General features: G+C 58.4%; 1 pseudogene. It reads left to right on the top strand.

Annotated elements, in window-relative coordinates:
* Window positions 1-55: 55 nt before the first annotated feature.
* Window positions 56-485: pseudogene (locus tag ACYZGB_RS22850) on the top strand (IS5 family transposase); the annotation flags it as partial.

Raw genomic sequence — 485 nt, 5'->3', positions numbered from 1 at the left:
TAGGGTCTGTTGAGAATCATTTCAGCCGAGCACGGGGATATGGTGCAATAGGCAGATGAGCATTCGATGGGTACTGACAGACGCACAATGGGCAAAGATGGAGCCCCACGGCCTTGGCAAGCCAAGTGATCCGGGACGCAGCGGCACAGACAACCGCCGCTTCGTTGAGGCAGTGCTGTGGATTGCCCGCACAGGCAGCCCCTGGCGAGACCTGCCGCCAGAGTTCGGCAAGTGGAACACTGTGTTCAAGCGCTTTAGAGACTGGGTCAAGGCCGACGTATTCCAACGCCTGTTCGATGCAGTGAGCGAGCAGCCAGACATGGAATATGCGATAGTGGATGCCACGATTGTGAAAGTACATCGGCACGGCCAGGGGGCAAAAGGGGGACTTCGGGCCAGGCCATAGGCCACTCGCGGGGAGGCATGACCACGAAGATACTGGCGCTGACGGATGCGCTGGGCAATCTGGTGAAGTTCGTCTTGAT

The organism is Acidovorax sp. Q11 (assembly GCF_054950075.1).
This window is presented reverse-complemented; position numbering and strand designations above follow the sequence as displayed.